This is a genomic window from Sphaerochaeta sp. (assembly GCF_050178175.1).
Taxonomy (GTDB): domain Bacteria; phylum Spirochaetota; class Spirochaetia; order Sphaerochaetales; family Sphaerochaetaceae; genus Sphaerochaeta.
This window is the reverse complement of the sequence record NZ_JBFXGH010000063.1, coordinates 1-11,937: the sequence shown is the minus strand read 5'-3', so window position 1 is coordinate 11,937 and position 11,937 is coordinate 1. Positions and strand designations below refer to the sequence as shown.

General features: G+C 48.3%; 13 protein-coding genes. 5 read left to right on the top strand and 8 right to left on the bottom strand.

Annotation, left to right across the window (positions count from 1 at the left end; translation table 11 throughout):
* On the top strand, window positions 1-306 hold a 306-nt coding region (locus AB7S66_RS08075; protein ID WP_428518934.1), incomplete at its 5' end, for a Fic family protein.
* 6 nt (window positions 307-312) lie between these two features.
* Here the strand turns inward: AB7S66_RS08075 and AB7S66_RS08070 are convergent.
* A complete protein-coding gene (locus AB7S66_RS08070; RefSeq protein ID WP_428518933.1) occupies window positions 313-1,584 on the bottom strand; it encodes a sn-glycerol-1-phosphate dehydrogenase in 1,272 nt (423 codons plus the stop codon).
* Window positions 1,585-1,652: 68 nt separating this feature from the next.
* On the opposite strand from AB7S66_RS08070, the gene AB7S66_RS08065 reads away from it, so the two are divergent.
* A complete protein-coding gene (locus AB7S66_RS08065) occupies window positions 1,653-2,294 on the top strand; it encodes an SGNH/GDSL hydrolase family protein (protein WP_428518932.1) in 642 nt (213 codons plus the stop codon).
* Here the strand turns inward: AB7S66_RS08065 and AB7S66_RS08060 are convergent.
* The 7 genes from AB7S66_RS08060 to AB7S66_RS08030 all read right to left on the bottom strand — a co-directional run bounded on the left by AB7S66_RS08060 (window position 2,291) and on the right by AB7S66_RS08030 (window position 9,507).
* Window positions 2,291-3,136: an HAD family hydrolase gene (locus AB7S66_RS08060; protein WP_428518931.1), complete on the bottom strand. Its 846-nt coding sequence runs from the start codon at window positions 3,134-3,136 to the stop codon at window positions 2,291-2,293. The genes AB7S66_RS08065 and AB7S66_RS08060 overlap by 4 nt on opposite strands.
* 157 nt (window positions 3,137-3,293) lie before the next feature.
* Window positions 3,294-4,610, bottom strand: a complete 1,317-nt coding sequence (locus AB7S66_RS08055; RefSeq protein WP_428518930.1) for a TRAP transporter large permease — start codon at window positions 4,608-4,610, stop codon at window positions 3,294-3,296.
* Entirely contained in the window at window positions 4,610-5,149 is a 540-nt protein-coding gene (locus tag AB7S66_RS08050) for a TRAP transporter small permease (protein WP_428518929.1), read from the bottom strand. Before AB7S66_RS08050 ends, AB7S66_RS08055 begins: the two co-directional genes overlap by 1 nt.
* 69 nt (window positions 5,150-5,218) lie before the next feature.
* Window positions 5,219-6,232, bottom strand: a complete 1,014-nt coding sequence (locus AB7S66_RS08045) for a TRAP transporter substrate-binding protein (RefSeq protein WP_428518928.1) — start codon at window positions 6,230-6,232, stop codon at window positions 5,219-5,221.
* Between the two features lie 128 nt (window positions 6,233-6,360).
* On the bottom strand, window positions 6,361-7,350 hold the full coding sequence (locus AB7S66_RS08040; RefSeq protein ID WP_428518927.1) for a TRAP transporter substrate-binding protein: 990 nt from the start codon (window positions 7,348-7,350) through the stop codon (window positions 6,361-6,363).
* Window positions 7,347-8,120, bottom strand: a complete 774-nt coding sequence (locus AB7S66_RS08035) for a response regulator transcription factor (RefSeq protein WP_428518926.1) — start codon at window positions 8,118-8,120, stop codon at window positions 7,347-7,349. Before AB7S66_RS08035 ends, AB7S66_RS08040 begins: the two co-directional genes overlap by 4 nt.
* Entirely contained in the window at window positions 8,113-9,507 is a 1,395-nt protein-coding gene (locus AB7S66_RS08030; protein ID WP_428518925.1) for a sensor histidine kinase, read from the bottom strand. Before AB7S66_RS08030 ends, AB7S66_RS08035 begins: the two co-directional genes overlap by 8 nt.
* Before the next feature lie 202 nt (window positions 9,508-9,709).
* Here AB7S66_RS08030 and AB7S66_RS08025 point away from each other — a divergent pair, with 202 nt between their 5' ends.
* The 3 genes from AB7S66_RS08025 to AB7S66_RS08015 all read left to right on the top strand — a co-directional run.
* Window positions 9,710-10,228: a YcxB family protein gene (locus AB7S66_RS08025; protein WP_428518924.1), complete on the top strand. Its 519-nt coding sequence runs from the start codon at window positions 9,710-9,712 to the stop codon at window positions 10,226-10,228.
* An 84-nt stretch (window positions 10,229-10,312) separates the two neighbouring features.
* The gene (locus tag AB7S66_RS08020) at window positions 10,313-10,741 is read left to right on the top strand and encodes a MarR family winged helix-turn-helix transcriptional regulator (protein ID WP_428518923.1); all 429 of its coding nucleotides are present in this window, start codon (window positions 10,313-10,315) and stop codon (window positions 10,739-10,741) included.
* Window positions 10,738-11,937: MATE family efflux transporter (locus AB7S66_RS08015; RefSeq protein WP_428518922.1), on the top strand; the 1,200-nt coding region annotated here is incomplete at its 3' end. The genes AB7S66_RS08020 and AB7S66_RS08015, both read left to right, overlap by 4 nt.

Sequence of the window (11,937 nt, the reverse complement as noted above, 5' to 3'; positions counted from 1 at the left end):
CCATCCTGCTCCCTACGTGGAGACAGATACCAACTGGCAGAATCCACCACTGTAAGCAGATTTACGCGTAGTATTACCAACTATCCTGCCAGCAAAGATACCACGCAAGAGAGTCAATTCCATATGTTGCTGGAGTTTTGTTCTGTTCCAAGAACCAGGGAAGAGATGCAGGGATATATCTGCATAGAACAGAGGGAACATTTTAGAAAAACGTTCCTCACACCATTAATCGCATCTGGGAAACTACAGAGGACCATACCAGACAAGCCTGCCAGCAAATATCAGAAGGACGTTTCTCCCGCTTAAGAAGTCCTACATTCCTGAGAGCATATCCAGGGCAAGGTCAAACAGTCCCAACTCGTAGTAGAGATCCAACACGGTATAGCGGTTACGGATCATCTGCGCACCTGTTACTGCGTGTCTAAGCCCTTCCAGATTACTTGCAATATCAGCAGGAGTAACCGGACAGCCAACCTCCGCCATTGCTTCCTTCAGTTCCTGGTACGGGGGTAGTTGCTCATCCATTCTCTCGATCAGGGCAGGAAACAGAGAGACAAGCTTCTCTCTTCGGGCTAGCAAGGCGTCCCCCTCAAGGAATTTCTCTTTTGCGATGGCCAAGGTCTGTTTCCTTACACTTTCATCGGGGAAGAATGCCGTAATCGATTGCTCACGTTCTTCCCAGCTCTCTGCTCCGGTGAGGGGGATATCAGCAAGGTCCAACTGCCTGAGCTGTTCGTAGAGATAGGTAATGGTCAGGGTACCGATGGAGACCTTGAAACCATGGCTTACCGGAAGTCCATCCTTGCTCAAGTGTTCCATCTCCCAGATATGGCTGATCAAGTGCTCAGCACCACTGGCGGGGCGGGAATCGTGCATAACCTGCATGGCAAACCCACTTGCTGAGAGCGCATCGAAGAGGAGACCGATGGAACGGCCTCTTCTTTGGGATATCCCTGTGTGGTGCGCATATACCTTTCTCAGCGGAATCTGGACCATGTCCCATACATCACTACGGATAGGATGAACCCCAACCAGATCTGCAAGAATCCAGTCCATACCGGCAGTGTACTTGGCCATACAATCACCAAAACCGCTTGCAATCATGTCCATGGGAGCTTCACGGAGTACTTTGGTATCAGCAATCACCACCATAGGGGCAGCACAGGGAAGCGTCTGCTTGAAACCACCTACCGAGACTGCTGCGCCATAGGAGGTATAGCCGTCAACAGAGGGAGCGGTGGCAACAACCATATAGGGACGGTCCAACTCAGCACTTGCACGCTTGGTAATATCGTTGAGTGTTCCAGAGCCAAGGACCACTGCGATGCTGTTGTCCATCTCCAGGCTCAGCCTAACTTGTGCAATAGCATGCTCATCTGCATACGGCTGCGGTTCAGAAGGGAAAATAAACTGTCTGACCTGGATATCAGCCTTTTCAAGCGATCTGGAAACAGGGAACCCACCTACTTCCAGTGTTATGCCATCTGCTACCAACAACGCCGGGATATGTCCGAATGCCTCGACAAAGACTGATCCAACCCGTTCAAGAGCCCCTTCCTCAACGACTGAAATTTTCGTATCCATGCAAGCCTCCCCGCCCAGCATACCACAGACTCTTGCAGCGGGAAAAGCTGTAGGATACACTAACCGGCATGAAGACAAAGACCTTTTCCATCCTTGCCGATTCCATCTCCACCTTTGCAGGATATGTCCCTGAGGAGCATGAACTCTTCTACCCCCGCGAGGGCGTCGATGTAACACAGGTGGAGCATACCTGGTGGTATCTCCTCCAAGAACGTACAGGGCTGAAGCTCCTCATGAATGAGTCTTACTCAGGAAGCAGGATAAGCAGAACAGGCGTCCGTCCCCTCTCCTCTTCCTTCCTGGACGAGAAAAGACAACAACGGTTGGCCGGTGATATCATCATCGTATTCGGAGGAACCAATGATTGGGGACAGGCAGAGGAACCTACCACCATCGAGGTATTCCAGGAGGCATATGAGACACTGGTATGTGATATGCTGACAAGATATAAAGAGAGCACAATGTACTTCTGCACCCCATTACAGAGGACAGACAGGGCCCTTGATGAAGAGAACATCCATCACTGGAGTCAGCTAGACTTGGCAAGAAGTATCAAAGAGATTGTTGCGAGGCATGAAGGAGCCCACCTCATTGACCTTGCAAGCTATCCGATCAAGGCTGGAGATGGGCTTCTCGCTGATGGGTTGCACCCCACAAAGAAGGGTATGGAAGTACTTGCCTCGCTGATGCAGAAAGGACTGGGACTTTAGATTCCAGCAAGACGTTTCATCACTCGCTGGTACTCAGTGAGGGCATTTTCCGCCTGCATCTGGGAAAGAATGGTCTTCATCAAGGAGAAGAGCTCTCCCTGGGTGGTATAGTCGGCCTCAGTGAAGAAGTTGATACGGTCCTCCTTCATCAACCGATAGCTGATCGCCTCCTTGCCCTTTGCATAGACAGCAATGCTCTTTCCTCCATTCTGCTTAACGAGTTTCATGCAGGGGACGTCGGTCAGTCCATCACCGATATACACCATATTCCTGAAAGGTACACTGCGCTCACCCTCGGCGGTGTAGGCATTCAGGGCCTGGTCCTCATGCACATCAAGTACCCCTTTGTTGATCCTGAACAAGAACTGCGTCTTGGCTGTATAGTTGACCGATAGCTTCGGCCAGGTGGCCACCCCGTTCTCATCGTAGAAATACTCACATGCATAAATACGCTTGAAACGGTCCCCGATGGCTGATCCTTCAATGATCTCCCGCAAGCCGGAGGAGATAATGAAGTGTTGTATATCCAAGCCCATCGACAAGCCGAGCTTGTTCACCTCATCAAACCACGAGAGTACACCTGGAAAGAATTCAAGGCTCCCTCCCAGTGAAACAAAATCGCTTCTTCTGATCGACTGTTCATGGCGTCTGGACTCATCAAGCATAAGCTTCATATATGCAAGGATACGGTCCATACCCTGCCCCTTGGCGAGTGTATTGGACTTCTGCCAGAACGCCTCGGCGGACATCCCGAGCTTGGGGATGAACGTATACTCCTGCATATCCTTGGTAGTGAGGGTCTTGTCAAAATCATACATGATGGCAATAGTTGGTTTCTGCATACCATGAGTATATCACGAACCTGGTAGATCAAAGTAACCAGCGTGCCACACAAGACATAATTCGATGCAGCAAGGTCCGACAGAAGACTGCGGTAAAGCCAAAAAATGGAACCAGGGAAAAGATCCTGGTCCAAAGGAAGGGATTCCCGGTATCTTTCTACATGTTTGTCGGGATATACCCTGCAAAAATCTTCGGCAAGATGAGGCTGATCTCAGGTATGAATGACACCAGTAGCAGTGCAATAACCATACAGAGATAGAATGGAAGCGTCGCCTTTACCACCTTCTCCATGGGGACCTTCCCGACGGCTGAACCTATGAACAGGACAGCTCCCACCGGTGGGGTCAAGAGGCCGATACCACAGTTGAGTACCACCATGATGCCGAACTGAATGGGGTCCAGTCCTGCAACTCCGGTAGCGATAGGAAGCAGAATCGGGGTCGCAATGAGAATGATCGGTGCCATATCCATGATCGCACCAAGGACCAAGAGGATCACATTCAACAGCAGGATAATGAGAATCCTGTTATCGGTAAGGTTTGTAATTGCCTCAGCGGCAAGAGTAGGTACGTGGAGTGTGGTAAGACAATACCCAAACACCGAGGAGGTTGCAATAAGGATGAGCACGATTGAAAGGGTGCCGACACAATCATCCAATACCTTCCAGACTCCCTTCCAAGACAAGCCTTTGTAAATAAAGACTGATACGATCAAGGAGTAGATAACTGCGATGGCAGCCGATTCTGTGGCAGTGAAGACACCGGCCACAACACCGACGACAACAATGACAACCGCAGCCAATGCCCAGATTGACTTGCCAAGCTGAATGATGAAGTTCTTGAGGCTGAACTTCTCGCCCTTTGGATATCCCCGCTTTACCGAGAATATATAGGAGCCAATCATCAAGGTAATGGCAAGCAGAGCACCGGGAAGGTATCCGGCAAGGAAGAGACTTCCAACCGATATTCCACCTGCAGTGGTTGCGTAGATGACCATGTTATGACTGGGGGGGACAAGCAGTCCTTCGCAGGAACTGGTAACGGTGACAGCGGTGGAGAAATCAGCATCATATCCCTCTTCGACCATCATGGGAATGAGGATTGATCCAAGAGAGGCTGTGTCTGCCGCAGCCGAACCAGAGATGCCTCCAAAAAAGTAGGATGCCACAATGTTCACCTGCGCCAGTCCTCCCCTCATCCAGCCTACACAAGCATTGGCCAGGGCTATAAGTTTTTGGGAGATTCCACCAGATCCCATCAACACTCCCATCGTGATAAAGAAGGGAACTGCCATCAGGGAGAATGAACTGATGCCTTTTACCATAAGGCGACTGATATCATTCAGGCTGGAGCCTTGGAAAAGCATACAGAAAACAGAAGAGAGCCCAACCGCATATGCGATAGGAAACCGGAGGAAGATCATAATGAAGAAGCTTCCCAGGAGAATCATAATTGCAATACTGTTAGCGTCCATCAAGCCTTCTCCTCTTCCTTCACATAGAAGGACTTTATATGGTTATAAATAGCCTCAATCTCAAAAATTATCATTGCAAGCCCGGCCAGTGGTACGGGAAAGTACATCCAGAATCGGCTGAGCCATGGCAAGGAGACATAGAATCCCCTGCTCCCAATCGTGATAGCATACCTCCAGCCAACATACAGCATTATCATGCCAAGACTAAAAACAGCGACATCCGAAAGGATATCGAGAATCTTTATCGTAAGTTTATTTAGATATTTATCGAAGGCCTTCATCCTGATGTGGGTACCCCTTCGGATGGCAAGAGCGGCGGACAGAACAGCCATATAAGCCATACAGGTCAAGACAACCTCTTCCGTCCAAGCAGGATCCTTCAGAAACGGAATATATTCATTGAGCATACGACCTGCTACTGCATAACTGGTGATGAGGATGTCGGCGATAAGCAACACTTTGCAAATTACCATGACAATCTTATCAGTCCAGTCATACGCATGCTTGATCTTATCCATTGATGCAAAGAACTTTGGCATATTTCATCTCCTGAGACTCGAAAAGGTGGGATTGACACTGCAATCCCACCGATAACTAACTAAACGTCCTTATTTCATATCCTTGATCTGCTGATACAGTGCTGCCTGGCTCTTGGTATTCTCTTCGATTACCGCCTTGGTAGCCTCTGCCCATGGGGTCTTGTCTGCGACATCGACCACATTCACGCCTTCAGCCTTCAGCTCAGCAAGTACTTCATTCTCAGCATTCTCGCTGATTTCAGCATTGTAGGCCTGTGCAAGCTTGCCGGCTTCCATGATGGCTTCTCTCTGCCTCTCGGAAAGCTTTCCCCAAGCGGTATCGGTAATAACTACCTGAATAGCACCAAGGGTATGACCATCGAGAATCAGATTGGGTGCAACTTCATGGAATGCATTGGCCTTATAGTTTGCAATCGGTTGCTCAGCGCCATCAACAACACCAGTCTGGAGAGCAGAGTACAACTCACCAAAAGAAACAACGGTGGGAGAAGCACCAAGGCCTCTTACCATGCCGTTCATGACAGGGTCATTGGATACGCGAAGCTTCATGCCTGCCAGATCTTCTATACCGCCAATATGCTTTGCAGCAAAGAAGTGCCTGAATCCTTCCTCACCATAGAAGACTCCACGAATGGGAAGACCGATGTCATGGGGCTCGTTGAGGAATTCAGGAGCAAGATCAGAGTTTGCAAATGCCCAGAAATGTTCCCTGTTCTCAAATGTGAAAGGGATGGAGAGAAGCTTTGACTTCTCCGCACCATAACTGGTAAGTGCAAAAGCAGAGATTCTTGACATATCAATTGAGGTACCACCACCAAGAATGGAGTCAAGAACGTCATTCTCGGAACCAAGGACACCAGAAGCCTGAATATCAATGGTTACCGTTCCATCGGAAAGCTTCTCAACCTGTTCCTTGAAATAGACACCAGTCTTTCCAACAATGGAATCAAGCGGGTTGACTTCTGCATAGACAAGTTTTACATTTTTTTCAGCACCTGCTTCAGCTGCTTCTTTCTCACCAGCAGCAAAAAGCAGGGTAGAACTGAGCAACAGTGCCAAAAGAACAATCAATACACGTTTCATAATCGCCTCCTAAAGTAATTCGACTCAGAATATCCAAGTTTCATCAAAACTGTAAAAGAGGAATTCTGCTAGCGCAAGATGCAGCCAAAGATAATGCAATGAATCCAAAAAAATGAAAAACCGAAAGTCTAGATATCTTCTATCCTCCTCACAATATCCTGTGCGATTTCATCCAGCTCTTGGTAGAGCGGTTCCATTATCTGCCTTAAGTATAGCAACGCATCCTCGCTGGGTTTGGTAACCACTACTCCAGAGGCTATTGCCTTTTCGTAAGCACGTTCTTCCTCTTGTTGCCAGAGGATTCGTTCATATAATCCGCTTTCCACAGCACATGTCCTGACAACTCCAACAAACGAAGGGTCTACAGCCGCAATTTTCTGCTCAGCATAAACACTCATCATTACCACTTCCGGTAACCGAAAATGCTCGTCCTGGTAAAAATACGGAGCCGCCTGGTAATGACCAGTAAATACATAGCTCGGCAAGTTGTTCTCCGCCCCATCAATCCGCATTTTCTGTAACGCAGAATAAACATCACCATAGGGTATCTGCACGGCTTCAGCACCAAGAAGCTCAATGGTACGACTCATCATATCATTCTCCATGACACGAATAACCATACCATGGAGATCTTCGATGCCAGAGACGGGAACCCGGGTATAGACACTCCTCGCCCCAGCATCATACCAAGCCAAGGCGATCAAACCTTTCCCAGACACCTCTTCCAGGTACATATCCCCAATCTCACCATCCAGAACTCTCCACATGTGGTCATTATCAGCATAGAGATAGGGCAATTGCAAAGTCCACAGCTTGGGGAAATATCTGGTGAGTGTCCCAACAGAGAATCGTGACATGTCGATACCACCATAACCCATCTGCTCCATGACGCTGGTCTCTGAGCCTAGGACACTGTCAGGAAATACCCTCACCTCAATCTTCCCATCGGTCCTTTCCTTTACGAGTTCTGCAAAATACTTCGCAGCCTCCACGGTTGGGTAGCCATCACTCTGGTTATCAGCATAACGAAGCACCAACTCAGGATACCTGGTTTCCTCCTTCTTGCAAGAAACTAAGACGAGGACAAAGAGGAAAGCCATGAACACAATTTTTTTCATCTACCTGTGCCTCCCCCGCTCTGCCGCCGGTACTCTGTTGGGGTGATTCCGACATTCTTCTTGAACGCACGGCTGAAATAGCTGGGACTCTCATAACCTACCATGGAAGCTATCTCTGCAATGGATTTAAACGGGTCTGCCAGATACTCCTTTGCAGCACTGATCCTGAGATTGGTAATATGGTCGAGAAAGTTGACTCCTGTACAACGCTTGAAAATACAACTCAAATATGATGGATTAATATTCAACAGCGAGCTTACTGAATCAAGGGAAAGATCATAATTCATATAACTGTGTTCCAGATATTTTTTCACCTTGGACATCATCAAAGCAGCCTTGTCGGAACCCTCGTCCCCATGCAAGCATTCGGCTTCGGGCCTAGCAGCCTTGAGCTGGCGCTCAGCTTCAACCTGGCTCTCTGCACGCTTGACTGCCCTACAGACATCAGCCTTGTCCACTGGTTTCAGTATATAATCAATCGCTCCAAGTTTTACAGCCTCACATGCATAGGAAAAAATGCTGTAGGCTGTTATGAAAATGATGCGGCAAGTTGGCTTATCCTGTAGTATCCGCTTGGATGCCTCTATCCCATTAAGAGCGGGCATCTCGATATCCATGAGTACGATATCCACATCGTAGAGCTCGGCATAGTTTACGGCCAGACGGCCATTCTCCGCTTGGTAAAGTTCATAGAAAGGATTGTCTGAAAGCATCTTATGAAGTAGCTCTCGTTCGATACGTTCATCATCAGCAATCAGTATCTTAATCATCCAATTCCTCCTCGTTCTTCAGGATCAGCGGCATCTTGATGCAGACCTCCGTACCTTTCTCCCTGTCTGAAAACACCTCAAAGCGGCACCGCTCATCAATCAGTTTGAGACGGGCAGCAACCGTATAAAGTCCAATATGTTCCCCAGTGACAGGATGGTCCAACAATCGCGTTCGGAGAATTTGCAATTGCTCTGTATCCATCCCAATCCCATCATCTGCAACCTGTACAATCAGCATATCCTCTTTTACTCCCAAGGACAGCCAGACACTTCCTTGTCCTTCTTTAGGACCAAGTCCATGCTTGAAGGAATTTTCTACCAATGGCTGAAGGAAAAAGGAAGGCACCAGCGTCTCTGTCAGCACCAAGGAGGGAAAAATATTCCAGAAAAGCGAGATCTTCTCCCCGAAGCGAGCCTTGTAGAGACTGTAATACTCATCCACAATCTGTATCTCCCTGGAGAGGGGGACCAACACCTCATTATCGGCCAATGCATAGCGGAAAAGACGAGCGAGGGAAGAGAGTAACGCATCTGTCTTTTTTGCATGCTCCTCCTGTGCCGTATATTTTATCACATTGATGGTATTGAACAGAAAGTGAGGGTTCACCTGGCTCCGTAGCAGTTGCAACTTTTCGCGCTCCAGCAGTGTCTGCATAGCCAAGGCCTCGGTATCCTTACGATAGATCTCTTTCTCCATTTCATTGTTTGCCTGCAATAAGGTGACCTGATTCCGCATCGCCATCTTCATCTCATTGAAAGCTCGGGTCATATCACCTAACTCATCCTTCCTGTGTTCCCTAAACTCCGGCCTATCAAAATTACCTGCAGTGATTGCCTTGGAAGCATTGGCCATCTCCTGTACGATGGAGAGCATACGTATCACTTCCCTGAAAGTTACAACCCCAAAGAGAAGCATGACCAGGACCGTCAAGCTATAGATGACATCAAGCCGCCCATTGAGCACCATCAGACGATCATAGGTAGACTGGTTATCCATGATGGACTGTTCCATCAATTGTTGCATATACCGATACAGATGGTTCAAACAGGGCTCAAGATCGGCGTAATACAACTCAGAGGCTTTTGCTACATGGTTCCTGATCAGCAAATCCTCTAAAAGCATGAGGTAGTGGTTATATGCATTGTATGTAGTATGTACTGCACTGACAAGAAGATATTGATCTACTCCAATCGAAGAAATATCGGAATCAATCTTTCCCAGGTTGTCCTCAACAATCTGCGATTCCCTTCTCAGACCAGAAACCAATGCGGCAATATCCCCAAAATCCCAACGATAGGAGGAAAGCAACTCCCGAGTCTGCCCCAAAGCGTTGAGTACCAAGCTGATCGTCTGCACATTCCCTGCACTTCTTTGCATTGGATCCATGATGGAGCTTTCCTGGTAGGCAGAAATAGCCAACTGCAAGAAAATGCATAACACAAATACGACGAGATACAGAAAGATCCGGTGAAAGAGATTAAGATGAAGCCCTTTTTTATTGCTTGTATCCATATGTGGTTTGTACATCCTACCATCCATACGAGAAAAAGTGAATGTAACAAGTTCACCAATATGGTATAGTAGGACCATGACCATAGCAGTACACTTGAGTGAAAGCAATTTCAGGAATTTCCTCATATTCAACATAATCAAGCGATTGAAACTGTACAAGAGCCCTGTCATCTTTGCCTCAATCATGTCCGTCTCAGCCTTTATCAGCTTCGCAATGCACCATGTAGAAGGAGCGGTGATGCTTGGGTCTGTCCTGCTCCTGGTAGGGCTTGGGGTTCCGGTTGTCTACTTTGTAAACTTTTTTGCATCCCTGAAAAAACAGGTAAAGCTTCAGGACCTGGACCCTCCCCGTTTGGTCTACACCATCCAGTTCTCAGAAGCATCCGATTTCATTGAAATCTCCAATGATACGGAACAAGTGCGCTACCAATGGAAGGATGTCTATCACGCATATTACGAGAAGGATGCCATTTATCTCTTCATCACGAAGGACAAGGCATTCCTGCTTCCCCTGTCATTACTTGAAAACTGCGAAGATGCCTGGGTCATCATTTGGGGGAAGCTCGGCAGGGATCGATGTACCAGAAAGCAGTAACCAGGAACACTCCTAGCTATACTTGACAGATTGATCTGAAATTAATGGTTGACAAATCAACTATTTTCTTTACTATATCCCTATATGAACACCAGTCTTGGGCGCTTGATCGCCATCCTTCACAGAAACAAGCAGATGTATCTCAATGCCCGTCTAAAACCCTATGGGATTACCAGCGCAGAAGTAGGAATCCTCATGAGCCTCTATCGTGAGGAAGGAAGGACACAGGAGGAACTTTCCCAGTGGCTGCATATCGACAAGGCGGCAACCACACGTACGGTGCATACCCTTGAAGAAAAAGGGATCATCACACGCAAGCATGATGAAAAGGATAGGCGATGCAATCGTATTCATCTTACGGAGAGAGGAAAGGCATTGGAATCGTCAGTGGTTCCTGTGGTCCGTGGCTGGAGCGAGCATATCAGCAAACTTGCAGGAGAGGATACCTACAACAGGCTCTGTAGTGACCTGGAAGCCATCTTCACGGCCCTGAAAGAGGAACCGGCACAATGAGCACCACCACCCTCGAAAAAGAGAACCCTCTCGGCACCGAACCAATTTTCAAGTTGCTGGTCCGCTTCAGCGTACCAGCCATTGTGGGGATGATGGTCAATGCACTCTACAACATAGTGGACAGGATCTATATCGGGAACAGTCCCTCCCTCGGGGCTGATGGTATTGCCGGTATTACCATAGTCTTCCCCGTCATGATCATACTGATGGCGATAGGGGTACTGTTTGGGGTTGGGGGGGCTACACTCTTCTCCATCCGCCTGGGACAAAAAGAGAAGGGACAAGCAGAGGAAGTGATGGGAAATGCCTTTTTCCTGCTTGTTGCAAGCGGACTCACCTTCGTGGTACTCGGGCAGATCTTTCTGACCGATATCCTCATCCTCTTTGGAGCAAGTGAGCAGGTACTCCCGTATGCAACCAGCTACATGCGCATCATCTTCTTTGGCGCATTGTTCCAGGTAACCAATATGGGAATGAACAACTTCATCCGCGCTGATGGAAACCCAAAGATTGCCATGCTTTCCATGTTCCTGGGAGCTGGTACCAATATTGTTCTCGATCCCATTTTCATCTATGCCTTGGATTGGGGAATGGCAGGAGCTGCCAGCGCGACGGTGATCAGCCAGATGGCTTCCTTTACCTGGGTACTCTCCTACTTCCTGGGGAAACGCAGCAGGGTGAAGCTAAAACCAAGCACCATCCGGGCCCGCCGTCACAATACCCTCTTGATTGTAAGCCTCGGCTTGCCCGGTTTTGTACTCCAGATAACCAGCAGTCTCCTGAACATCATTCTCAATAAATCCCTCTTGCAGTATGGAGGGGACCTCGGCATCTCAGCCATGGGGATCGTCAACAGCCTGCACACCCTGCTCATCATGCCGGTAATCGGCATCAAGCAAGGTGTACAGCCCCTGATCAGCTTCAATTTCGGGGCAAAGAAGTATGACCGGGTAAAGAAGGCCACCAAGCTTGGCATTATCAGTTCCACCGCTTTGATCATGGTAGGATACCTAGCTACTCGATTCTTCCCAACCACCATGGTTGCAATGTTCAACCGTGACCCGGCACTACTCGAGCTGGGAACCTTTGCCCTGACACGTTGGTTCCTGCTTACCCCGTTGGTAGGGTTTCAGATCATCGCAGGGAACTTTTTCCAGGCAATTGGCAAGAGCAGGATCGCACTCCTGCTCACACTC

What these genes read in the sequence shown, in the direction of transcription:
- AB7S66_RS08025 (WP_428518924.1), top strand. Translation starts at nt 9,710, where the DNA reads ATGACCATAGCAGTACACTTGAGTGAAAGCAATTTCAGGAATTTCCTC.
- AB7S66_RS08020 (WP_428518923.1), top strand. Translation starts at nt 10,313, where the DNA reads ATGAACACCAGTCTTGGGCGCTTGATCGCCATCCTTCACAGAAACAAG.
- AB7S66_RS08055 (WP_428518930.1), bottom strand. Translation starts at nt 4,610, where the DNA reads ATGGACGCTAACAGTATTGCAATTATGATTCTCCTGGGAAGCTTCTTC.
- AB7S66_RS08045 (WP_428518928.1), bottom strand. Translation starts at nt 6,232, where the DNA reads ATGAAACGTGTATTGATTGTTCTTTTGGCACTGTTGCTCAGTTCTACC.
- AB7S66_RS08070 (WP_428518933.1), bottom strand. Translation starts at nt 1,584, where the DNA reads ATGGATACGAAAATTTCAGTCGTTGAGGAAGGGGCTCTTGAACGGGTT.
- AB7S66_RS08060 (WP_428518931.1), bottom strand. Translation starts at nt 3,136, where the DNA reads ATGCAGAAACCAACTATTGCCATCATGTATGATTTTGACAAGACCCTC.
- AB7S66_RS08050 (WP_428518929.1), bottom strand. Translation starts at nt 5,149, where the DNA reads ATGCCAAAGTTCTTTGCATCAATGGATAAGATCAAGCATGCGTATGAC.
- AB7S66_RS08065 (WP_428518932.1), top strand. Translation starts at nt 1,653, where the DNA reads ATGAAGACAAAGACCTTTTCCATCCTTGCCGATTCCATCTCCACCTTT.
- AB7S66_RS08030 (WP_428518925.1), bottom strand. Translation starts at nt 9,507, where the DNA reads ATGGATCCAATGCAAAGAAGTGCAGGGAATGTGCAGACGATCAGCTTG.
- AB7S66_RS08040 (WP_428518927.1), bottom strand. Translation starts at nt 7,350, where the DNA reads ATGAAAAAAATTGTGTTCATGGCTTTCCTCTTTGTCCTCGTCTTAGTT.
- AB7S66_RS08035 (WP_428518926.1), bottom strand. Translation starts at nt 8,120, where the DNA reads ATGATTAAGATACTGATTGCTGATGATGAACGTATCGAACGAGAGCTA.